The 19,911-nt window shown below is 63.9% G+C and carries 22 protein-coding genes; 18 read left to right on the forward strand and 4 right to left on the reverse strand.

Annotation, left to right across the window (positions count from 1 at the left end; translation table 11 throughout):
* Positions 1–653 precede the first annotated feature (653 nt).
* A complete protein-coding gene (locus ABS769_RS17870; RefSeq protein WP_115039477.1) occupies positions 654–1,475 on the forward strand; it encodes a hypothetical protein in 822 nt (273 codons plus the stop codon).
* A gap of 130 nt (positions 1,476–1,605) precedes the next feature.
* On the opposite strand, the gene ABS769_RS17875 is transcribed toward ABS769_RS17870, so the two are convergent.
* The 3 genes from ABS769_RS17875 to ABS769_RS17885 form a co-directional block, all read right to left on the reverse strand.
* On the reverse strand, positions 1,606–2,472 hold the full coding sequence (locus ABS769_RS17875; RefSeq protein WP_317062288.1) for an alpha/beta hydrolase family protein: 867 nt from the start codon (positions 2,470–2,472) through the stop codon (positions 1,606–1,608).
* A complete protein-coding gene (locus tag ABS769_RS17880; RefSeq protein ID WP_317062287.1) occupies positions 2,472–3,557 on the reverse strand; it encodes a DUF3182 family protein in 1,086 nt (361 codons plus the stop codon). The genes ABS769_RS17875 and ABS769_RS17880 overlap by 1 nt, the downstream gene beginning before the upstream one ends.
* 96 nt (positions 3,558–3,653) lie before the next feature.
* Positions 3,654–3,836 (reverse strand): hypothetical protein, encoded by a 183-nt coding sequence (locus ABS769_RS17885; protein WP_317062290.1) that lies wholly within the window; start codon positions 3,834–3,836, stop codon positions 3,654–3,656.
* A 369-nt stretch (positions 3,837–4,205) separates the two neighbouring features.
* On the opposite strand from ABS769_RS17885, the gene ABS769_RS17890 reads away from it, so the two are divergent.
* From ABS769_RS17890 to ABS769_RS17925, 8 genes are all read left to right on the forward strand, one after another.
* Complete coding sequence (locus ABS769_RS17890; RefSeq protein ID WP_006450952.1) at positions 4,206–4,487, forward strand: hypothetical protein; 282 nt, start codon at positions 4,206–4,208, stop codon at positions 4,485–4,487.
* Positions 4,488–4,530: 43 nt separating this feature from the next.
* Complete coding sequence (locus ABS769_RS17895; protein ID WP_317062286.1) at positions 4,531–4,797, forward strand: hypothetical protein; 267 nt, start codon at positions 4,531–4,533, stop codon at positions 4,795–4,797.
* A gap of 98 nt (positions 4,798–4,895) precedes the next feature.
* Entirely contained in the window at positions 4,896–5,489 is a 594-nt protein-coding gene (locus ABS769_RS17900; RefSeq protein ID WP_006450950.1) for a DUF4142 domain-containing protein, read from the forward strand.
* A 189-nt stretch (positions 5,490–5,678) separates the two neighbouring features.
* Positions 5,679–6,566, forward strand: coding sequence for a TIGR01777 family oxidoreductase (locus ABS769_RS17905; RefSeq protein WP_317062285.1), 888 nt, complete (start codon positions 5,679–5,681; stop codon positions 6,564–6,566).
* A gap of 151 nt (positions 6,567–6,717) precedes the next feature.
* Complete coding sequence (locus ABS769_RS17910; protein WP_006450948.1) at positions 6,718–7,383, forward strand: response regulator transcription factor; 666 nt, start codon at positions 6,718–6,720, stop codon at positions 7,381–7,383.
* Positions 7,380–8,561 (forward strand): sensor histidine kinase, encoded by a 1,182-nt coding sequence (locus ABS769_RS17915; protein WP_317062284.1) that lies wholly within the window; start codon positions 7,380–7,382, stop codon positions 8,559–8,561. The genes ABS769_RS17910 and ABS769_RS17915 overlap by 4 nt, the downstream gene beginning before the upstream one ends.
* A gap of 100 nt (positions 8,562–8,661) precedes the next feature.
* Positions 8,662–8,952 carry a hypothetical protein gene (locus ABS769_RS17920; protein ID WP_317062283.1) on the forward strand — a complete coding sequence of 97 codons (291 nt, stop codon included), beginning with the start codon at positions 8,662–8,664 and terminating at the stop codon, positions 8,950–8,952.
* A 60-nt stretch (positions 8,953–9,012) separates the two neighbouring features.
* Positions 9,013–9,675, forward strand: a complete 663-nt coding sequence (locus tag ABS769_RS17925; RefSeq protein WP_317062282.1) for a DUF3313 domain-containing protein — start codon at positions 9,013–9,015, stop codon at positions 9,673–9,675.
* Between the two features lie 467 nt (positions 9,676–10,142).
* Here the strand turns inward: ABS769_RS17925 and ABS769_RS17930 are convergent, their stop codons facing one another.
* On the reverse strand, positions 10,143–10,982 hold the full coding sequence (locus tag ABS769_RS17930; protein WP_317062281.1) for a histidine biosynthesis protein HisIE: 840 nt from the start codon (positions 10,980–10,982) through the stop codon (positions 10,143–10,145).
* A gap of 242 nt (positions 10,983–11,224) precedes the next feature.
* Here ABS769_RS17930 and ABS769_RS17935 point away from each other — a divergent pair, with 242 nt between their 5' ends.
* The 9 genes from ABS769_RS17935 (at position 11,225) to ABS769_RS17975 (ending at position 19,782) form a co-directional block, all read left to right on the forward strand.
* Positions 11,225–12,661 (forward strand): Do family serine endopeptidase, encoded by a 1,437-nt coding sequence (locus ABS769_RS17935; protein WP_006450943.1) that lies wholly within the window; start codon positions 11,225–11,227, stop codon positions 12,659–12,661.
* Between the two features lie 115 nt (positions 12,662–12,776).
* Complete coding sequence (locus ABS769_RS17940; protein WP_006450942.1) at positions 12,777–13,139, forward strand: hypothetical protein; 363 nt, start codon at positions 12,777–12,779, stop codon at positions 13,137–13,139.
* Between the two features lie 3 nt (positions 13,140–13,142).
* Entirely contained in the window at positions 13,143–13,631 is a 489-nt protein-coding gene (locus tag ABS769_RS17945; protein WP_317062280.1) for a phage holin family protein, read from the forward strand.
* Positions 13,628–14,011 carry a hypothetical protein gene (locus tag ABS769_RS17950; RefSeq protein WP_023905508.1) on the forward strand — a complete coding sequence of 128 codons (384 nt, stop codon included), beginning with the start codon at positions 13,628–13,630 and terminating at the stop codon, positions 14,009–14,011. The genes ABS769_RS17945 and ABS769_RS17950 overlap by 4 nt, the downstream gene beginning before the upstream one ends.
* 172 nt (positions 14,012–14,183) lie before the next feature.
* Entirely contained in the window at positions 14,184–15,290 is a 1,107-nt protein-coding gene (locus ABS769_RS17955) for an AI-2E family transporter (RefSeq protein WP_043889516.1), read from the forward strand.
* Positions 15,291–15,386: 96 nt separating this feature from the next.
* A complete protein-coding gene (locus tag ABS769_RS17960; protein WP_023905510.1) occupies positions 15,387–16,124 on the forward strand; it encodes an HAD family hydrolase in 738 nt (245 codons plus the stop codon).
* 42 nt (positions 16,125–16,166) lie between these two features.
* The gene (locus tag ABS769_RS17965) at positions 16,167–17,537 is read left to right on the forward strand and encodes a leucyl aminopeptidase family protein (protein ID WP_317062278.1); all 1,371 of its coding nucleotides are present in this window, start codon (positions 16,167–16,169) and stop codon (positions 17,535–17,537) included.
* Positions 17,538–18,148: 611 nt separating this feature from the next.
* Entirely contained in the window at positions 18,149–19,243 is a 1,095-nt protein-coding gene (locus ABS769_RS17970) for a catalase family peroxidase (protein ID WP_317062277.1), read from the forward strand.
* On the forward strand, positions 19,240–19,782 hold the full coding sequence (locus ABS769_RS17975) for a cytochrome b (RefSeq protein ID WP_317062276.1): 543 nt from the start codon (positions 19,240–19,242) through the stop codon (positions 19,780–19,782). Before ABS769_RS17970 ends, ABS769_RS17975 begins: the two co-directional genes overlap by 4 nt.
* Positions 19,783–19,911 lie beyond the last annotated feature (129 nt).

Consider the following 19,911-nt stretch of genomic DNA (forward strand, 5'->3'; position numbering starts at 1 on the left):
TTATCGTTTCGAGTGTCACCTCGGGCAACTGTTCGGGCGAATCAAGGGAGAATCCGGCGTGGGTACCAAGCTACACGGCGATCGCTGAGATCCAGGCTCTCACGGTGGCCCACGCCGGCTCTCGACACCTAAACTGCCAGATTGCGAACAGATAAGGCTCTTACGCGGCATCCATGCCGCGTAAGGTCCCGCGACGGTGGGCCGGCAAGGACCAGTCGAGATGGTCGGTGTGCATTTTTTTCAACAAAGCAATCCGCAAGCTTCCTGGTGCGGTGTGTTCACCGCTTGCAGGACTCTTTGGCGGCATGAATGGATTCACGGCGTGTCCCGCTAGCGTTGAAGGCACCGTGTCTGCTAACGCGGCTTGGAGGCTTCCAAGTTGTCGGCTCGAAAACTTGATTGAGGTCGTCTGTAGACGCCATTTCTGTGCATCAAGGGGAAAGTAGAAAACCCGCGCATGCACCTTGATTTCTGCGGAAAAATATTGCAGCGGTATGTCACCAACCTCATCCGCACTGCACTCGTGCACAGTTCAGGCATGTCGCGATGATGCTCACATCTACGCACACGCGTTTCACTCCTGCATCGCCATGGTGGCGCCACGTTGGCGATCTGTATCCACAGACCGCATCCACCAGACAGCCGGAGACGACATGACCAATCACGACAGCAATCTAGACAAGCTGGATAAGCAGGAACGCGCAGCAGAAGCACAGGATTCGAATCGTGACCCGATCTCCGGCGCACCCGGATCGCATCCGGTTGGCGTGGGCGTTGGTGGCATCGCGGGCGGCGCTGCAGCAGGCGCGTTGGCCGGCACCGTGTTCGGCCCGCTGGGCACTTTGATCGGTGCGGCAGTCGGTGTTGTGGCTGGCGCTGCTGCCGGCAAGGGCGTAGCAGAACGCCTCGACCCGACCGTTGAATCCGAATACTGGCGCCAGGAACATCAGAACCGTCCTTACTATAAGGAAGGTACCGATTACGATCGCGATTACGCAACGGTTTACGGGTTCGGTCTGCAGGCACGCGAAACGCGTCCGACCAGCACTTGGGAAGAAACCGAAGCGACCCTGGCCGGCGAGTGGCCACGTAATCGTGGCGAATCGCGTCTGGAGTGGGACGATGCACGCCTGGCTGCACGCGATGCCTGGGAGCGTGCCGATCGCACGCACAGCGTGTATCGCGATGGCGACACCCATTACGAAGGTCGCTTCGACAGCGCAGGTTATCGCGATGCCGACTATTCGTACGACGATTATCGCCCGGCATATCGCTACGGCATGCAGGCACGCCAGCAGCACGCCGGCCGCCAGTGGGACGACCATCTGGAACGCGACCTGGGCGATGGCTGGGATCGTTTCAAGTCCAACTCGCGTCTGAGCTGGGAAAAGGCCAAGCATGCCGTGCGCGAGGCATTCGACTCCGAGCATCATGATGAAGCTGCACGTCGTAACCCGACCGATCCACGCGTGTAACTTGTCTCGATCCAGCGCTTCAATGCAGTGAAAGCGCGAGCGTAATGAATAAGAACGGGCCCAATGGGCCCGTTTTTTTTGCCGCGCGTTCGTGATGATCGAACATGGCGTGATCAGCCACTGTTCCAGATCAACCGGAGGTCTTTTCCACCGCCCGGATATCGCCAAGAAACTCACACGCGCCCTGCCCCGAAGACGACCCTGCGTCGCCCTGCTCCTTGAGCAATTGCTTGCGTACAGCCACCACTTCCTTGGCCAACGCGATCCGACGCCCGACAACCTTTTCGGTCAGCCAGTCGATCAATGCGCGCGTGTAATGCTGTTGATGCTCCTTGACGCTCAAGGCATGGTCGGCGCCGGCAATCACACGTGTGCTCAGCGAGCGCGCATGGACGAAGGCATCGGCGTAATTGCGCAGCACCGGATGCGGCACGATGACATCGTTCTCTGCTTCCACCAGCAACACATCGCCCTTGTACTGCGCGCACGCGGCCAGAGCGATGTTGTCATCGGGCGTCAGTGTGCGCTGGCGGTAATCCATCAACTCCGGATCGGCATTGAGGCTGACCTTGGGGTGGTCCCAGTGTTCGTCCTTGTAGAGCGCGGGCGAGCGCAACGCCAGCCATTCCACCGGGCGCTCGCGCGTCAGCAGTGCAGACAGATAACCGCCGTAGCTCAGCCCAACCACGGCAATCGACTGCGCGTCCACATACGGCAGATGCGCCAGTTGATCGTAGGCGGCCTTGATGTCGTCCAGGTTCTGCGCACGGGTCACTGTCTGGCGCATCGATGCGTAGCCTTCGTGACCACGCAGGTCGAAAGTCATGCAGATGCAGCCCAGGCCCACCGCCTCGCGTGCGCGCAGCAAGTTGTGGTGCTGGCTGCCGCCCCAGCCGTGCACGAACAGCACGGCCGGCATGCCCGAAGGCGTGAGCAAGGTACCGCTGAGTGCGTCCTGGTCGACGGGGATTTGGATGCTGGAAAGTTTGGCTTCCATTAGGTGCTGGATACCCTCCTGTATTTGTAGCGTGGACCTGGCCCGGCGTGCTCGGCGCGGTAATAGATCTGCGCATCGGCCGGCGGTTCGCCCTGATAGATCTCATGCGTGGATGCTGTCACCCACTGCAGTGCCGGGTCTTGCTGAAAGCGGGCGATTGCAGCGAGCTCGGCCGGAGTGGCGCCGCCGACCCGCCAGGATTGCTCCAGCACGCCACAGATCAGCCCAGCCTGCGCATCTTCACCGCTGACCACATCGTAGTTGCGGCGCGAGATGTGCAACTCAGGATAGGCGGCGGTGATGAATCGATCGTATCTGCAGGCCTGTTCGACCACGTGTTTCTGCAATGCCGACAGCGCGGTGGCGGCCAGCGCTTCGAGCGATCCGCGATACACCTGCAGCGACGAGCCGCCATAGACCTCGTCATCCTGCGCGTTGCGCACATTGCATTGCGTGCCGAAATAGGCGATCTGAATTCCGGCAACACACAACTCGCCAACGCTATGCGTGACTGCATGCAGGACGTTGCGCTCCAGCACGGCGCCGTGCGTCGCAAGATAGCAATCAGGCAGGCTGTCCAGTGCATCCGCCAGCTGCGCGGCATTGGCGATGCGCCATTGACCATTGCCACCGACGCCGGTCGGCAGCTTGAGTCGCACCCCTCCGCCTGCCAGCAATGCATCCAGCGCCTGCTCGGCATCGGCACGCGAAAACACCGTGTAGCCCGGCAGCGTGGCCGGGATCAACGCTGTGGCCAGCGCCTGATTCCAGCCAGCGATGCTGGCCGCATCGTCGGCGATCAGAGGATGACCAATCACCTTGGTCGCCAGAAACGCATGCGGCACGATGCCGCCCAGCAGATCGCCGTTGTCGTCGATTCCCAAGCCATGCGCCTGCTCGGTGGTCAGGGTCTCGTCGGGCACATGGAAGACTGCAGCGTCATCAGCGGCCGCTGTTGCATCATGCGCGCCCAGCAAGCGTTCAATTTCGCTGCATACCCACGCATGCGTGGTCCGCTCATGGCCGTGTTCGGGCACCTGACGCGTGACATGCCCCAGCACGTGCCGATACTGCTTGTGTGCCATCACGTTCCCCTCGCGGCGCTCGGCCGCTTGATCGTTCTGGCTCAATTGCGTAGCTGAAACCTGCAACACGTTACTGAACGGGTGTTGCGCTACCTCTTACTTCAGTACCAGGTAGACCCCGAGCACAATCACAAGCACCACGACTAGGCTGATGGCGACGCGCCCGCCACGCAACTCCAGCAAGGCATGCCACCACACGCGTGCTTCCGATGTGCCGCTGGCGTGCTGCGGCTTGCTGCGACTGCTTTCGCTCTCCTGCATCCTGGGTGCTCTCTCCATTACGTCGCTGCAGAGCTTACGGATCAGACGTTACACAGGTGTAGAGCGGTTCAGAATCTTCCGTAAAACACGGCTGTTTCTAGCGCAATTTATCGTATTCATCTTTGCACTGCGCTCGTTTGCGCGGCGCATCGATCCGCTCAAAGTGATACAGGCCGGTGCACGAGCCGCATGTGGTCACTGCCGTCGATGCTGGAATTCGCAGGTCGGGCGCGGTGCATATGCAGCGTGTAGAGATCCATGAACACGCTGACCAATTAAGGCAATACGGCCGCACGAAGGACCAATGGTCGCGTTCGATGATCATTCGTTGACATACCCGCAGTTACCCTGCACGTCAAGTTTGTTTAACCCGGACCACCCGAAGTCATGAGCAGAGACCCCTCCGTTATCGATGTACAAGCCGAAATCGCGCATTGGCAGGCGCGGCATGCCCAGGGCAACCTTGGTGCAGGCAAGTTCAGCGAGTTGTCACCGGTGGTGAAAATGGCCTGCGATATCTATCTGCAGGCACCGCGTTCAAGTGATCAGGAGCGTCTGCGGCTGTTTCGCGACCGCCTGGAACATCACTTCATTTCATCCAACACCCAGTCCAATTACGAGCAGTTGGCCACCGATTGCTGGCAGCGTCTGGGCATGCGCAATAGTTGAGTACGTCAGTGTCAGCAGGACCCGTTATTCATTGGAGAACGTCATGAAAACCCCGTATCAAGTGCAGCAGGAGCTGGAACGATTGGAGCGGTTGGTACCGCACATCGTCAGCGACCAGGGCGACCGCGCGGAGGACATCCTTGGCTTTCATGTGGCCAGTCTGTTGGGCAGTGCGCCGGCCAGCGAACACGCGGTGATCCGCGAACGCACCGCACGCATGACGCGTATCTGTCGCAGCGCGCAGGACGCAGTACATGCACCGGCCAGGCCGATGGGCCTGGGGTCGGTAGCCGAGACCCAGTGGGCGTGAGTGCATAACTCCCCCGCGCATTATCGGAGCCGCACAGCGGCTCCTTTGCATTTTGCCGTCGGCACCTGCCGGCGGTTTCTTCAACGCTCAGGACGTCCATGAAATCCCTTCTTGTTGCTACCTCGTTGTTCGCCATGCTGACGCTTACCGCATGTGATCGCCCCGGCGGCGATGCCTCGCGCACCGCACCGGCGGTGTCGCCGGAACCCACTGCCGCACCGGTCAGCGGCACCGGTGCAGCCGAATTGGCCAAGGGCGATGGCGCGGTGCTGGGCGTGCTGGCGGCGCTGGATGAAAACGAAATCGCGCTGGCCAAGCAGGCCATCGCGCAGGACATGGGCGGCGCCACCGACGCATTTGCCAAGCAGATGCTGCACGACCACGAAGCCAATCTCGAAAAGTGCAAGGCCTTGGGTGCTACCGGCAGCGCGCGCGCCGATGCGATGCGCGCCAAGGGCAAGGCTTCCGCTGATGCGCTGTCGCAGACCTTGACCCTGCCCGACGGCAAGGATGCGTATCGCAACGGCTTCATGCGCACCATGGTCATCGACCATGGCGACACCATCAAGATCATCGACTCCGAACTGCTGCCCGCCGCCGAAAGCGCTGCGGTCAAGCAGCATCTGGAAGAAAGCCGCCGCGTGGTGTCGGCGCACTTCGAACGCGCCCACGCGGTGTCTTCGTCGAAGTAAACGCTCGGCTGTTTTAGCGATCGCGCAACGCGCCGGCTGGTCCGGCGCGTTTGCGTTTGGGCTGCGCAGCGATCAGCTCGGTGCAACACGCCGTGATCCGATCGCAGCACCGGCAAGGCATCGACTTCACTCCGCTGCCGTCCACCATGGCCTATCGTGCCGCATCGCCTTGGCCCAGGAATCTCCACCATGCAGTTGCTCATCACCGGCGGCACCGGTTTTATCGGCCAGGCACTGTGCCCGGCATTGCTGCGCGCCGGGCATCAGGTCAGCGTACTGACGCGCGATCCCCGCCGCGCCAGCCGCACCCTGCCCGGCATCGCCGCCGTGGAGACGCTGGACGGCGTGCAAGCCGATGCCGTCATCAACCTGGCCGGCGAGCCGCTGGCGGCCGGCCGCTGGACCGAGGCACGCAAGCAGCAATTTCGCGCATCGCGGCTGGGCATCACCCGGCAACTGCAGGCCTGGATCGCGCAGCAACCGGCCGAGCAGCGCCCGTCCGTGCTGATCTCCGGCTCGGCGGTGGGCTATTACGGCGAACGCGGCGACACCGCGCTGACCGAAGCAGACAGCGCCGGCGACGATTTTTCCGCCGTGTTGTGTCGCGACTGGGAGGCCGAAGCGGCCAAGATCGCCGCACTGGGCCCGCGCGTGAGCTGGGTGCGCACCGGCATCGTGCTCGACCGCGATGGCGGCGCGCTGGCGCGCATGCTGCCGGCGTTCCGCTTTGGCGGCGGCGGCCCGTTCGGCAATGGCGGCCACTGGATGAGCTGGATCCACCGCGCCGACATGGTCGCGCTGCTGCTATGGCTGCTCGCGCACGGCGAAGCCGGCGCCTACAACGCCACCGCACCGACCCCGGTCACCAACGCCGAGTTCGCGCGTACGCTGGCCCGGGTGCTGCACCGCCCGGCGCTGCTGGCGCTGCCCGCCGGCCTGCTGCGGCTGGGCTTCGGCGAAATGGCCGAGCTGCTGCTGATCAGCCAGCGGGTGCTGCCGCAGCGTGCGCTGGCTGCCGGCTTCCGCTTCCAGTACCCAGGCCTGGAAGCGGCGTTGCGCGCCATCCTGCAGCGCTGAGCGGCGCCGCCGGCCCGGTGACTTCGGCCACCGGGACAACGCCGCTGGCCGCGCTGGAATGCGCGCCTGGGCCATGCACTAATATTTGCCTAATGGCGACCTCCGACAGTGGCGCGCATCTCGGACTGGCCCCCTGCCCGGCGGAACCTCTATGCACCTGCTCCTCGTCGAAGACGACACCATGCTGGCCAATGCGATCTGCGCCGGCGTGCGCCAGCAGTCCTGGACCATCGACCATGTCGGTAGTGCCAACGCCGCCAAGACCGTGCTGGTGGACCATCGCTATACGGCAGTGCTGCTGGATATCGGCTTGCCCGGCGAGTCCGGGCTGACCGTGATCCGCTTCATGCGCGGCCAGTACGACGCCACCCCGGTGATCGCTCTGACGGCGCGCGGCCAGCTCACCGACCGCATCCGCGGCCTGGATGCCGGCGCCGACGATTACCTGGTGAAACCCTTCCAGTTCGATGAGCTGATGGCGCGGCTGCGCGCAATCACCCGGCGCAGCCAGGGCCGCGTGGTGCCGCTGCTCACTCAGGGCGATGTCTGCGTGGACCCGAGCAGCCGCAAGGTCACCAGGGACGGCAAGTGGGTCGCACTGAGCGCGCACGAATACCGCCTGCTGCTCGCATTGATGGAACGCGCCGGACGCGTGGTCACCAAGGATCAGCTGGAAGAAGGCGTCTACGGCGGCCCGTCCGAAGGCGGCAGCAACATGATCGCGGTGTATGTGCACCAGTTGCGCCGCAAGCTGGGCGACGAACTCATCTCCACCATTTATGGCCAGGGCTACATGGTCGGCAAGGCGCCCGAATGAAATCGCTGCAGGCGCGCATGCTGGCGGCGCTGGCCGCAATCGTGTTGCTGAGCTGGTCCACCTCGCTGTGGATCCTGGTCGCACTGGTCACCCAGGGCCATCACAGCGTGTTCGAGCAGGAGCTCAACACGTTTGGCGATCAATTGATCTCCGTGTTGCCGGACACGCTGGAGCATCGCTTCGATACCCCAGACCCTCCGGCCATGGCAGACATCCAGACCCCGATGGGCAACGCGTCCTCGCGCATCAGCCTGAAGCAGACGCTCACTGCCATCGTGTTGAATACCTCGCAGCTAGCGATCCTGGGCCTGCTGATGTGGTGGGCGGTGCGCACCTCGCTCGGGCCGCTGCGCGCCGTTTCGCTCGCCATTGCGCAGCGCACCGGACTGGATACCGAACCGGTGCCGCTGGACCAGGTGCCGGATGAAATCCGTCCGCTGATCGGCTCCTTCAACACCTTGCTGGCGCGGGTGGAAAAAACCGTGCAGGCCGAACGCGATTTCGTTGCCGATGCCGCACACGAATTGCGCACCCCGCTGTCGGCGCTGCATGCCTATGCCGAAGTCGCGCTGCGTGCGCCCACGCTGGAAGCCAAGGACGCGGCGCTGCAACAGCTGCTGGAAACCGCGCGCCGCAGCAACCGTCTGGCCGAGCAATTACTGGACCTGGCGCGGCTGGATGCAGGCATCACATCGGCGGCGTATCAGCAGGTCGATATGGGCGAATTGATCACCCACGTGCTGGACGAATTCAGCGTGCAGGCCGATGCGCGCCACATCACTCTGCAACTGGAAGCCGCACCGTGCACCCTGCGTTGCGATGTGGACGCAGTGGGGATCCTGATCCGCAATCTGGTCGACAACGCCATCCGCTACGGCCGCACCCATGGCACGGTTGAAGTGAGTTGCGGCTATTGCCTGCGCGCCGATGTGCTGCACCCGTTCGTGCAGGTCAGCGATGACGGCCCCGGCGTGCCGGAGAGCGCACGCGCGTCCATCTTCGAACGCTTTTACCGGGTTGCCGACAGCGAGGTGCAAGGCAGCGGTATCGGCTTGTCGTTGGTGGCCGGCATCGCACGGCTGCACGAAGCCGCCATCGAAACCTGCGAAGGCAACGAGGGGCGTGGCCTGTGCGTGCGCGTGGTGTTTGCCAGCGACAGTGCGCGCATTAGCGGCTGACTGCAGTCCGCGCACCGCAATGGCGCGCCGACGATACCAATAAGTTTCCAAAACCGCTTGCCTAGAGTGCACTCACCGCACGCGTCCAGGATGCATGGTGATGTTCCACTCGATCCGTTCCACCCATCTCGCTCCGGCCGCCGTCTCGCTGCTGGCACCGCACATCGCCGCCAACGACAGCGTCACGACCGCTGTCAATGCTGCGACGCCTGCACTGGAATTCCGCTGCGGCCGCACCGGCACGCGTAATCGCGACATCTGGAGTGCGTTACCGGATATCCGCAGCGCGCGCGATGCACGCCGACTGCAGCACTGGGCGAAAAGCAGTGTGTTGTTCGTTGCCGCAGCGGTGGTCTTTGCGCTGGCCTTGGCCAGTTTCTTGATGCATTGAGCGCTAGGCATCGGCTGTGTGCTGTTGCAACGCCATTTCCTATTCTTCAGGTACTTTTTCATGTCGCACTCTTTTCCTGCCCGTTGCTGCGCGCTCATGGTGGTTAGCGCGACGCTGATCGGCTGCGCCAGCACGCGTCCGATGCCGTATAGCCAACTGCCGTCTGCCAGTTATCTGCGCCCGCACGACGGCAGCCGCGGCGACCGCATGCCGTATTCCTACGAGAGCGAAGTGGATTGGACCCGCTACCGTGCCGCGCTGATCGAGCCGGTGAGCATCTATCGCGGCCCGGACGCGCAATTCGAAGACGTGGCCGAGCAGGACAAGCGCATGTTGGCCGACTACATGCAGCAGGAGTTCGGCAATGCGATCGGACAACGCTGGCATCGTGCGACCACGGCAGAGCGCGACAACTTACGTGTACGCATCACATTGACCGGCGCCAAGCCCAGCAAGCGCGTGCTCGGCACTTTCATGAAGGTGGATCTGGGCGGCGGTTCCTACAACGCAGTGCAGGCCGCACGCGGCAAGGAGGGCGCGTTCTCCGGCTCGGTCAGTTATGCGGTAGAAATCTTCGACGCACAGAGCAATCGCCTGCTCGCTGCCTATGTCGAAAAGCAGTATCCGAGCGCGATGAACATCAAGGCCAGCCTGGGTGCATACGACGCGGCAAAAGCCGGCATTCGCAAGGGTGCCGAGCAGTTGGTGAAGGGCATGGAGTAGCTTGGAGTTGCGAACTGAGAATTGAGAGTTGGAAAGCGGTGGCGTTCAGTTCCCTTCTCCCATCGGGAGAAGGTGGCGCGTAGCGCCGGATGAGGGTACGTGCGAAGCCTCGTGCAGTTGGAACGACACGAGGGCTTCGCCTCGTACCCTCACCCCAACCCCCGGTCCGCGCCCCAGCCCGCGCTTGCGGCGCGCGCGCTCCAAGGCACGCGCGCCCATGGCGCGTAAGTTGTGCCTTCTCGCCCCGTCGGGAGAGGGGCTTTGAGCTTGCTCCCTTCTCCCATCGGGAGAAGGTGCCCCGAAGGGGCGGATGAGGGTGCGAGCGAAGCCTCGTGCAGTTGCAACGACGCAAGGGCTTCGCCCCGTACCCTCACCCCAACCCCTCTCCCGACGGGAGAGGGGCTCTGCGCCTGGGAGAGGGGCTTCTTTAGTTCGTCAGCGTGCAGTGTCAGCCTCGCCCCGCACCATCAGCGCGTCACGCGCTTGGCTACTTTCTTGCCGACGGCCTTGCGGGCGGCGGTGGTCTTGGCCACTGCGCGCGTTGCCGGGGTCTTGGTGACCTTGGCGGCTTTCTTCAAGGCGGTCTTGGTCACCGCCTTCTTGATCGGCGCCTTCTTCACGGCTGCCTGCTTGGTCGCGGTCTGCTTGGCCACTGGCGCTTTCTTGGCCGTGGTCTTGGCGACCGGCTTCTTGACGGCAGCCGACTTGGCCGCAGCCTTCTTCGCCGCCGAGCGCGCGCCGACCTTGGCCACCGCGCTCTTGCGCGCCGCGCTCTTGGCAGCGGTCTTGGCAGTCAATGCAGCCGCTTCGGCCTTGGCGTTGGCCTTGGCTGTTTCCAGCTTCTGCTTGGCGCTGGCCTTGGTGCTGGCAAGTTTCTGCTTGGCTGCAGCGGTGCTGCTGGTCAGCTTCTGCTTGGCCGCATCCTTGGTCGCGGTCAACTTCTGCTTTGCTGCGTCTTTCGTCGTGCTCAGCTTCTGCTTGGCCGCGTCTTTGGTGGCCGTCAGCTTGTCCTTGGCTGCCTCTTTGGTCGACACCAGCGAGCGCTTGGTCTTGGCCACGCTGCGCGTGACGGCAGTGGCCGCTTGATTGGCTTTTTTGACCACGCGTTTTTCGACCTTGACCACGGCCTTGCGTGCCTTGGCCACACGCGTCTTGACCTCTTCCACCGCCGTGCCGGCTGCGTCCTGCACGCTGGCAACCGCCTCGCTGGTGGTGCTGGCGATGGTTTCAGTCAGTTCGGTAGCTGTGCTTTTTACGCTGTCGACGGCGTCGGACAGGGTTGCCGTCACACCATTGCCGTTGCTCATAGACCCTCCTTAAGGGCGTCATTTCTGAAAAACGCAGGCGATGCACGACGGCATGCGTATGCTGAACAGGCATCGGATCAAGCGGACGCTACGCCGGGCTCAAGCAGCTGTCAACGCAAGGCCTGTAAGGGGTGCGCGGCGCTTTCACCAGGAGTTAAATCGCGCACTGGCACTCTCGTTCAGCTTGATTTACGCAGTCAGACGCCCTATTCCTCTTCCACCGCGTAACCGGATTCCGTTGCATGCGACCGCTGCCTACCCTGCTGACACTTTCATTGGCCGCCGCGTTCGGCGGATTTGCCGCCACCGGCATCAATGCCTGGCTGGACAACCGTGCCGAGGCCACCCCGGCCGGCACTGCGTCCTTCACCCTGCCCGCGGCTGCCGCGCTGCCGGCCGCCGTCGCCGGGCAACCGGTGCCGTCGTTGGCGCCGATGCTGCAGCAGGCGATGCCGGCGGTGGTCAGCGTCAACACCAAGCAAGTGGTGCGCGTGCGCAACCCGTTCTTCAACGACCCGATCCTGCGCCGGCTGTTTCCAGAAATTCCGCAGGACCGCATCAACGAATCGCTGGGCTCGGGCGTGATCATCGATGCGCAAAAAGGCTATGTGCTGACCAACCACCACGTCATTGAAAATGCCGACGATGTACAGGTCACGCTTGGCGACGGGCGCACGGTCAAGGCCGACTTCATCGGCTCCGATGCCGACACCGATATCGCGCTGATCCGCATCAAGGCCGACAAGCTCACCGATATCAAACTGGCCGATAGCAGCGCGCTGCGCGTGGGCGATTTTGTGGTGGCGATCGGCAACCCGTTCGGCTTCACCCAGACAGTCACCTCCGGCATCGTCTCGGCGGTGGGCCGCAGCGGCATCCGCGGGCTGGGCTACCAGAACTTCATCCAGACCGACGCCTCGATCAATCCGGGTAATTCCGGCGGTGCGTTGGTCAATCTCCAAGGCCAGCTGGTCGGCATCAACACCGCCAGCTTCAATCCGCAGGGCAGCATGGCCGGCAATATCGGGCTGGGCCTGGCGATCCCCTCCAACCTGGCGCGCAATGTGGTGGAGCAATTGGTCACCAAGGGCGTGGTGGTGCGCGGCACGCTCGGGTTGGAAACCCAGAACCTTACCCAGCAGATGCTGCAGGGCCTGGGTGTGGATTCGTTGCGCGGCGCCCTGGTGACGCGCGTGTTGCCAGGTTCCGCTGCTGCGGCCGCAGGCGTGCAGCCGGGCGATGTGGTGGTGGCGGCCAACGACCAACGCGTGGACAGTGCCGAAGCCTTGCACAACTACGAAGGCCTGCAAGCGGTAGGAAGTGCGGTGACCTTGGAGATTCGTCGCGACGGCAAACCGCTCAAGCTCAGCGCCACACTGAAAGAGCAGGATCGCGCGGTCACCGGCGACATGCTCGACCCACGCCTGGGTGGTGCCACCTTTGTGGACCTGCCCGAATCGCTGCGCCAATCCGGCATCACCGGCGTCATGGTCAGCGAGGTCAAACGCGGCGGTCGTGCCGCAGCCAATGGTCTGGTCAGCGGCGATGTGATCGTGGCCAGCAGCGTGGGCGAGTTTGCCGATCTGGCCAGCTGGCGCGCCAACTTTCAACGCAAACCGCAGCAATTGGTTGTACGCATCTTGCGTGGCAACGCGCAGTACGACGCGTTGATGCGTTGACGTGGCGTGCACTGCGATGCACGTCCACTAACACCCCCTACACCGCAGCGATGCTATTGCTGCACCACGCCCGCATGCTGTCGCGGCTGCCATCAATGACCGAAGGAGATATCGCATGAGCCCCACCAATACCGATCAGCTGAAAGAGAATCTGAGCGAAGCCAGCACCCACCTGAAGTCCGCTGCCAGCGCTGCAGGCGAAGCGGTCAAGGGCGCCACCAGCGCTGCGGGCGATGAGCTCAAGCTGGGTCGCGCCAACGTCAAGGCAGAGCTGTCCGACACCGCACTGGCTGGCATGGCGGCTGCAGAGTTCGGCGGCGCCGCTGCCAAAGAGCAGCTCGATGTGCTGGTCAGCAAGGGCAACGACCTGCTGGAAAGCGCCACCGATCTGATCCGCGAGCGTCCCCTGGCTGCGTTTGGCGTTGCATTTGCGACCGGCTGGATCATTGCCAAGCTGGCACGCAGCAACGACAACTAAGTCGTGAGCGATCAGGCCTCTACAGCTGGAGCATCCGACGCGCCCAACGCGCGTGCGGAAACGCCAGGACTGGACGAAAGCGTGCGTGCGGTCGGCGCTGCCGGCCGTGCGACGCTGGGCTCGGCCAAGGACACCAGCCGCGTATTACGCCGGCTGGTGTCGGCCGATCTGCAACTTGCACGCAGTGCCTTCGGGCGCGGCCTGGCATGGGCATGCGTTGCCGTGGTCTTCGGCGCTTCATCATGGTTGTTGTTGGCAGGCGCGATCATCGCGTTGTTGCAGCGCGCGGGGTTGTCGTGGTTCCAGGCAATGTTCTTCACCGCGTTGGCCAGCTTGCTGGTCACCGGCATCGCAGCGTGGCGGGTGTTCTTCTACTTCGATCACACCGGCTTGAATGCCACACGTCGTCAGCTGATCAAGCTGGGCATCTTTGATGACAGCAATGACGACGACGATGCCACGGCATCGCCCAGCAATGGAGCGCGTACATGAAGTTTGGCACCTTGCGTCAGCGCGTCGAGCGCGCTGAATTTCTGGTGGAAGGGCGCGCGCAAGAAACGCGTCAGCATTGGGGTGAATTACGCCAGACCTGGCGTGCTGGTTGGTCGCCGCTGCGCATCGTGGTGGTGGGTTTCGGACTGGGCTTTGTCACTGGCCGCAACGAACCGCAAGCCGCGCTTGGCAGCATCGCAAGCAAGCTGGGCGGTATCCCGAAGATTCTGCAGATGATCAGCACGATCTCTGCGTTGTTTACCGCACATCGCGCGCAGGAGGCCTCTGAGCAGGCCGAACGTGCGGCCGACAACGCCGAAGAGGTTGCTGCCGATCCGCCGGTGACCGTGGTGCAGGCGCCGGTAGACCGCGCAGCCTGATCGCTGCGCTGAAGGCGGGCACCGTGTGCCTTTGTGTACTGCCTGTGCGGTCGAGTCCGCCACCGAACTTTCGATACTGACGTGATGCGCACAGACTCTGTGCGCGCTGTTGACGCGTTCTGCCGATAATGGCCCACCGCTGGCACCACGCCAGTCTGCTGCCAGGGCGCGCATGTCTCTTCCCATCGACTCATTGGATGCTGCCGTCCCGGCAGAATCGCTCCCGCCCCCACCGGCACCGCGCCCGCGGGCCCCCGCCTCGTTGGTGGTGCTGGCCACGCTGGCGGTGGGCTACACCTTGTGGGCAGCGCAGACGATCATCCTGCCGGTGATGCTGGCGGCGTTCTTCGCACTGATCGGCAATCCCATCCTGCGCGGCTTGCGCAAGCTTTATATCCCCCGTTTTCTTGGCGCCTTCATGGTGTTGTGCCTGGGCCTGGCCGGCACCGTGGCGCTGGCCGCGCAACTGGCCGGCCCGGCTGCGGAATGGGTGCAGCAGGCACCGCGGCAGATGCGCCAGATCGCGCGCGATGTGCGCGATCTCACCAAACCGGTGATGCAGGCCAACCAGGCCGCGGAAAATTTCGCACGTGCGGCCGGCGGCGAAGGCCAGCGCAATGTGCAGATCGTGCGCACGCAGATGGACGACCCGTACAAGGCGCTGGTGCGTACGCCCAAATTGGCCGCCTCGGTGCTGGCGGTGGTGCTGCTGACGTTCTTCTTCATGGTCTATGGCGAAAGCCTGCAGCGGCATGCGATCGCCTTGCTGCCCAATCGACAGCAACAACGCTTTACCACCGAAATCATGCTGGACATCGAACGCGAGGTCTCGCGCTATGTGCTCACCATCAGCGTGATCAATACGCTGGTCGGGCTGGTCTTCGCCGGCATCCTGTACGCGCTCAAGATTCCGCTGCCCGAAGCCTTGCTGTGGGGCACGGTGGTGGCACTGCTCAACTTCGCGCCATATGTGGGCCCGCTGATCGGCGTCATGCTGATGCTGCTGATGGGTTTTGTGGAATTCCGCACCACCTTGTCGGCGATGCTGCCGGCGATCCTGTATCTGGCGCTGCACACCATCGAAGGCCAGGTAGTGACCCCGATCGTGCTGGGCCGACGCATGGCGATCTCGCCGCTGATGTTGATTTTGGCGCTGATGCTGTTCGGCTGGCTGTGGGGCATGGTCGGCCTGCTGCTGGCGGTGCCGCTGCTGGTCTGCATCAAGATGGTGCTGAGCCGGGTGGAGGGGATGCAGCGTTGGGCCAGGCTGCTGGAGTAGCCGGGATTGGGGATTGGTAAAAGCGACCGCGCATCTGCTGTTGCCAATCTCCAATGCCGATTCCCCAATCCCAGCGCAAGACCGTAAAATCTCGCGATGAGCTTTCACATCAGCGCCATCACTCTCGACCTCGACGATACGTTGTGGCCCTTTGCGCCGATCGGGGCGCGGATCGATCAGGTGCTGTACGACTGGATGCGCGAGCACAGCCCGGTCACTGCCGAGCGCTTCCCGGTAGAGGCGATGCGCGAATTGCGCGAGCGCAGCTTTGCCGACAACCCGCACCTGCATCACGACCTCAGCGCGCTGCGCAGGTTGACGCTGGAAATGGCACTGCGCGAGAGCGGCGGCGATCTGGCCTTGCTGGAACCGGCCTATGAGGTGTTCTACGCCGCGCGCAACCAGGTGGAATGCTATCCGGACGCGCTCGACGCACTGGCGCGCATCGCTGCACATGTGCCGGTGGCGGCGCTCAGCAACGGCAATGCCGATCTGCAGCGCATCGGGCTGATGCACCACTTTGCGTTTCAGCTGGGCTCGCGCGAACACGGCAGCGCAAAACCCGACCCGAGCATCTTCCTGGCCGCATGCGCGCGGCTGGACGCGCCGCCGGCCCAGGTGCTGCATGTGGGCGACCACGTGCGCATGGACGTGCTCGGCGCGCTGGATGCCGGCTTGCGGGCGTGCTGGATCAATCGCGAAGGCGCGCAATGGTCGCACCCCACACAGCAGCCCGATCTGGAGTTCGACTCCATGGCCGGGCTGGCCGATTGGCTCGACGCACACCGGCCGCATCCAGGCGCCGCACACGATGGCGTCCGCCTTCCCGCCTGAGCCACTATTGCTCGGCGCACGGCGCCGCATTCAAGGATTCCCATGTCGCAGCTCACCGGTTTCATCGATCCCAACGCCGCCGCGTTGCCGCTGTATGTGCTCGACCGCGCAGGCTTTGCAAGTTGGTGCGCCGAGCAGCCCACGCGCGTGTTGTCGTGGGCGCAGGCGCAGCGCTTCGATGCCACACAGGGCAGCGTGTTGTTGTTGCCAGGCGAAAACGGCCTGGCCGGGGCGATCCTGGGCATTGGCGACCGCGCCGATGCCTACGCCTACGCACATGCACCGATGGCGTTGCCGCCGGCGAGCCGCTGGACGCTGGCCAGCGCATTGAGCGATACCGAACAGGCGCTGCTGCACCTGGGCTGGGGCTTGGGCGCGTATCGCTTCTCGCGCTATCGCAAGGTGCCGCGTGCCCCGGCCGAACTGGCGGCCACGCCATCGGCGGAAACCCGCGCCTTGATCGAAGCCTGCTTGCGCGTGCGCGATTGGGTCAATACGCCCACCGAAGACATGGGCCCGCAGCAACTGGAAGATGCCGCGCGCGCACTGGCGCAAACGCATGGCGCGCAGGTCGAGGCGATCGTCGGCGAGGAATTGCTGGCGCAGAACTTCCCCACCATTCACGCGGTCGGGCGCGCCTCGCATCGCGCGCCGCGTCTGATCGCACTGCGCTGGGGCGCGGCCGAGCATCCGCATCTGGTGCTGGTCGGCAAGGGCGTGTGCTTCGATACCGGCGGGCTGGATCTGAAACCGGCCGACGGCATGCGCAACATGAAAAAGGATATGGGCGGTGCGGCGCATGCGCTGGCACTGGCCGGCTTGGTCATGGCGCAGCAGTTGCCGGTGCGGCTGACCTTGCTGATTCCTGCAGTGGAAAACGCCGTTGGCCCGGATGCGTTCCGCCCCGGCGAGGTCATCACCACCCGCGCCGGCGTCACCGTGGAAGTGGACAACACCGATGCCGAAGGCCGCCTGGTGCTGTGCGATGCGCTGAGCTACGCCACCGAACAGCGCCCCGATTTGATCCTGGATTTCGCAACGCTCACCGGTGCCGCGCGTATCGCATTGGGCCCGGATCTGCCTGCGCTGTTCGCCAACGACGATGCCCTGGCGCAGGCCTGGCTGAGCGCCGGCGAGCAGACCCGCGACCCGGTCTGGCGCATGCCGCTGTGGCGCCCGTACCTGCGCTATCTCAACAGCCACGTGGCCGACATGGCCAACGCCGGCTCGCGCATGGCCGGTGCCGTCACTGCCGCGCTGTATCTGGAGCGCTTCGTCGCACCGGGCCAGCGATGGGCGCATCTGGACGTGTACGCCTGGAACGACAGCGACCGCCCCGGCCGCCCGGCCGGCGGCGAAGCATTGGCGTTGCGCTCGGCTTACGCGATGCTCAAGCAGCTCTACGGCGGTTAAGGGCAGCTGACAAACGGCGTTGGCCACACTGGCCTTCGTTGACGCGTGATGTAATGTCGGCAATGGCAGAGAAATAGATCGGATCGAAGCTGCCTTATCAGACCGCGCCGCATGCGCTGCTCGCAACCAAGCACGCCGACCATCTCCACTGGTCCTTGCCCACCCACCGTCGCGGGACCTTACGCGGCATGGATGCCGCGTAAGAGCCTACACGGACGTACTTGCGGCGTGTCCCGCGACGGTGGGCGGGCAAGGGCCCTGCAGCCAAGTCGCAGCACCAATGCTCTACAACCGACGCATCCACACCGTTCGCTCAACCTCTCAAGGCGACCGAGAGCTTGAGCTTCAGCGTCATCTGGAGATCCCCAAGCCGATTGGATCGAGGGCGCGATGCCTTCAGCTCGCTGCACCATTGCCCGTCATCGGGATCATTCATCGGCCGCTTTGGTGGCTGCATCACACAGCAGACGCACTGGAGCGTGGACTATTCGCCGACGGGTCGTGCCTGCGCCGCACGTTGGCGGGCCTGACCATCACTGCGCCGCACATTGTCTTACTGCATTGACTCAGTACCGCATCGACCCTCATTGCATCGCCCACCGGAGCCAGCCATGAACGTGCCACCTCCCTCTCCACCGCCGCAGCGCCCACGTGCTGTGGCGCCGCTGCTCGGCATCGCCGCGATTGCCGGCGGCATCGCGGTGGCGTTTGCCTGGACCGCCGGCTGGATCGGTAGCGACCGGCTCACCGCCGCGCGCATGACCGACACCATCGAATCCAGCGGGCCGCCGCATCCGGGCTTTCGCCGCGCGCACACCAAAGGCGTGTGTGTGAGCGGCGAATTCAAGGCCAGCGGCAAGGCGACCTGGCTGTCGTCGGCACGCATCTTCAGCCAGGCCAGCACGCCGGTGCTGGGGCGCATGTCGATCGGCGGCGGCGACCCGCATGGCGCCGATGGCGCCGCGCGTGTGCGCAGCATGGCGCTGCTGTTGCGCAGCGACGACGGGCAGGAATGGCGCACCGCGATGAACAGTTTTCCGTTCTTCATGGTGGCCACGCCAGCGGGTTTTCAAGCGCTCAATGTGGCCTCCAAGCCGGACCCGGCCACCGGCAAACCCGATCCGGCCAAGCTGGCCGCGTTCGGCAAGCAATATCCGGAAGCGGCCAAGTTTCAGCAGTGGGCCAAGACCGCGCCGTGGTCGGATAGTTGGGCCAACACGCAGTACAACGGGGTGAATGCGTTTCGCGCGATTGCAGCCGATGGACGCGAGCGTTACATCCGCTGGTCGATGCGTCCGCACACACCGTTCAAGGAATTGAGTGCCGAGCAGCGTGCCAAGGCCGATGGTGATTTTCTCGCCACCGATCTCGATCAACGTCTGGCGCAGGGACCGTTGCGTTGGGACATGGTGCTGACCATTGCCGAACCGGGCGATGCGGTGGACGATCCTTCGCAGCCGTGGCCGGAGAGCCGCAAGCAGATCGTGGCCGGCACCGTCTCGATCGATCATGCCGAGCCGCAGGCCAGCGGCCCGTGCCGCGATCTCAACTACGACCCGCTGATTTTGCCCAAGGGTATCGCCGGCTCGAACGACCCGATCCTGGCGGCGCGTTCGTCGGTGTATTCGCAATCGTTCAACCGGCGCGAGCATGAGATCGCCAACGGCCAAGGCAGTGCCGCTACCGGCCAGGGAGCACATCCATGAGCGTCCGCACCCACTTCAATCTGCCCGCACGCGTGCTGCATTGGCTGATGGCCGCGATGATCCTGACCATGCTGTTCGTCGGCGTGGGCATGGTGGCCTCGGTGACGCAACGGCCGTGGTTGATCGACCTGCATCGCCCGTTGGGCATCGCGATTCTGATTCTTGCGGTGCTGCGATTGATCAACCGCTTACGCAACCGCCCGCCGCCGCTGCCTGCCGATCTGCCGGCGTGGCAAAAAGCTGCTGCGATCGCCTCACATTGGTTGCTATATGCGTTGATGCTCGGCATGCCGCTGATCGGCTGGGCGATGTTGTCGGCCGGCGCGTATCCGATCGTGTTGTGGCCTGGCGCGCAATTGCCGCCGATCGCACCGCACGATCCTGCGTTGTACGCATGGCTGCGTAGCGCGCATGGCTGGTTGGCGTATCTGTTGTTTGCCACCGTACTGGGGCATCTGAGCGCGGCGTTGTTTCATGCGTGGGTGCGCCGGGACGGCGTGTTTTCCAGCATGGCGCGCGGGGAGCGGTCTGCGCGTTGATGGGTGGGTGCGTGGTTGAAACGTGTTGCACAGCGTAATTTCACTGCGCGGACGTACCCTCACCCCAACCCCTCTCCCGGCGGGAGAGGGGCTTGATTGCCTCTAGCCTTGAGGGTGATCCATGCCATG

The sequence above is a fragment of the Xanthomonas hortorum genome (assembly GCF_040279205.1).
Taxonomy (GTDB): domain Bacteria; phylum Pseudomonadota; class Gammaproteobacteria; order Xanthomonadales; family Xanthomonadaceae; genus Xanthomonas; species Xanthomonas hortorum_F.

Coding starts and splice junctions, on each gene's coding strand:
- ABS769_RS17870 (WP_115039477.1), top strand. CDS start 654: ATGACCAATCACGACAGCAATCTAGACAAGCTGGATAAGCAGGAACGC.
- ABS769_RS17875 (WP_317062288.1), bottom strand. CDS start 2,472: ATGGAAGCCAAACTTTCCAGCATCCAAATCCCCGTCGACCAGGACGCA.
- ABS769_RS17880 (WP_317062287.1), bottom strand. CDS start 3,557: ATGGCACACAAGCAGTATCGGCACGTGCTGGGGCATGTCACGCGTCAG.
- ABS769_RS17885 (WP_317062290.1), bottom strand. CDS start 3,836: ATGGAGAGAGCACCCAGGATGCAGGAGAGCGAAAGCAGTCGCAGCAAG.
- ABS769_RS17890 (WP_006450952.1), top strand. CDS start 4,206: ATGAGCAGAGACCCCTCCGTTATCGATGTACAAGCCGAAATCGCGCAT.
- ABS769_RS17895 (WP_317062286.1), top strand. CDS start 4,531: ATGAAAACCCCGTATCAAGTGCAGCAGGAGCTGGAACGATTGGAGCGG.
- ABS769_RS17900 (WP_006450950.1), top strand. CDS start 4,896: ATGAAATCCCTTCTTGTTGCTACCTCGTTGTTCGCCATGCTGACGCTT.
- ABS769_RS17905 (WP_317062285.1), top strand. CDS start 5,679: ATGCAGTTGCTCATCACCGGCGGCACCGGTTTTATCGGCCAGGCACTG.
- ABS769_RS17910 (WP_006450948.1), top strand. CDS start 6,718: ATGCACCTGCTCCTCGTCGAAGACGACACCATGCTGGCCAATGCGATC.
- ABS769_RS17915 (WP_317062284.1), top strand. CDS start 7,380: ATGAAATCGCTGCAGGCGCGCATGCTGGCGGCGCTGGCCGCAATCGTG.
- ABS769_RS17920 (WP_317062283.1), top strand. CDS start 8,662: ATGTTCCACTCGATCCGTTCCACCCATCTCGCTCCGGCCGCCGTCTCG.
- ABS769_RS17925 (WP_317062282.1), top strand. CDS start 9,013: ATGTCGCACTCTTTTCCTGCCCGTTGCTGCGCGCTCATGGTGGTTAGC.
- ABS769_RS17930 (WP_317062281.1), bottom strand. CDS start 10,982: ATGAGCAACGGCAATGGTGTGACGGCAACCCTGTCCGACGCCGTCGAC.
- ABS769_RS17935 (WP_006450943.1), top strand. CDS start 11,225: ATGCGACCGCTGCCTACCCTGCTGACACTTTCATTGGCCGCCGCGTTC.
- ABS769_RS17940 (WP_006450942.1), top strand. CDS start 12,777: ATGAGCCCCACCAATACCGATCAGCTGAAAGAGAATCTGAGCGAAGCC.
- ABS769_RS17950 (WP_023905508.1), top strand. CDS start 13,628: ATGAAGTTTGGCACCTTGCGTCAGCGCGTCGAGCGCGCTGAATTTCTG.
- ABS769_RS17955 (WP_043889516.1), top strand. CDS start 14,184: ATGTCTCTTCCCATCGACTCATTGGATGCTGCCGTCCCGGCAGAATCG.
- ABS769_RS17960 (WP_023905510.1), top strand. CDS start 15,387: ATGAGCTTTCACATCAGCGCCATCACTCTCGACCTCGACGATACGTTG.
- ABS769_RS17965 (WP_317062278.1), top strand. CDS start 16,167: ATGTCGCAGCTCACCGGTTTCATCGATCCCAACGCCGCCGCGTTGCCG.
- ABS769_RS17970 (WP_317062277.1), top strand. CDS start 18,149: ATGAACGTGCCACCTCCCTCTCCACCGCCGCAGCGCCCACGTGCTGTG.
- ABS769_RS17975 (WP_317062276.1), top strand. CDS start 19,240: ATGAGCGTCCGCACCCACTTCAATCTGCCCGCACGCGTGCTGCATTGG.